1 protein-coding gene is annotated in these 1,168 nt (G+C 45.2%); it reads left to right on the top strand.

Annotated elements, in window-relative coordinates; genetic code table 11:
* The coding region (locus tag E1163_RS00365; RefSeq protein ID WP_281353070.1) for an RHS repeat-associated core domain-containing protein at positions 1–1,168 on the top strand (1,168 nt) is incomplete at both ends.

Genomic DNA, 1,168 nt, shown 5'->3' with positions numbered 1-1,168 from the left:
CTTTGTCTATATTTACCTGAGCAATGAGAGCAACAGCCCATTGCCAGTGTTCTTTGATGATATGAATGTAGTGCTCACCGAGTCCGCAGTGGTGCAGAAGGATGACTATTACCCGTATGGCTTGACTTTTAACTCCTATCAGCGGGTTACGGCCAAACCAAACCGTTACCTGTTTAATGGTGGTAGCGAGTACAATGGGTTCGCAGAGCTATACGAGATGCCTTTGCGCCATTATGACCCAGCTATGGGAAGGATGACAGGTATTGACCCTTATGCCAGCAGCTATCTGGACGAAAGCCCGTACTCCTACTCCGGCAACAACCCGGTTTATTACAATGACCCAAGTGGTGGGTCTTATGCTGATCTTACCCGTGATGATGAGTTTGTGAATGGCGGGTATAGGGTGTTTAATAGTCTGGGTACCAGGGGAAGTAACCTCCAATGGAACCATAGTTTTGGTGGGGGGAATTGGTCTCTAACCGCAGGTAATTTATCTATTAACTATGGTTCTTTACCAAATGGGATTCACAATTTTAGCTTCAATAATGGAAGTGTAGACAATTACAGCTACCAAGAGGATTTTGATTCTAATCCGCTTAATGCCGATGAAGCAGCATTGTATTTTGATACGGGAATAAGGGCAAGAACGGGTGGAGAAAAGGATGCGCCCTTGTACGGGAATGCGGAAGGTTCATTGTTTAGTACTTCGTCAACACTAACTATAATCAGGGCAGGCAATCGTCCTAGTGCTGATGCAGGTGTTGGGCTGTCTGGTGCTGATGGATACATTCCAATCTGGGGTTCAGGGAGGGATGCAATCTATTGGGCTCAGCAAGGGGACTACAGCCGCGCTGTACTTAATGCCGGATTGGCTATTTCAGATGTCTTCTTGATCAAATCCATTGTGACGGCTGCTGGTAAAGCTGTTGTGAAGACAGTGGCCAAGAGATCTGCAAGTAAATTATGGATGGGGGGAGCTGCATTTGGATCAGATGCTGCGACAAAGAAGAGTGTACAAAATCTTGTGTCAAAAAAGGGGTGGTATGATGTAGTTGTGCACGGGGATCCTTATTATGTTGGAAATGCTTTTAATATTGATGGAGTTACTACAAGTGTCGATGATCTATTTAGAATGATGCTCGATAATGGCTATCAGCAAGGTACAAGA

This window comes from Fulvivirga kasyanovii (assembly GCF_009711405.1).
GTDB lineage: Bacteria > Bacteroidota > Bacteroidia > Cytophagales > Cyclobacteriaceae > Fulvivirga > Fulvivirga kasyanovii.
The sequence above is the reverse complement of the archived record's forward strand: the minus strand, read 5'-3'. Positions and strand labels throughout refer to the sequence as shown.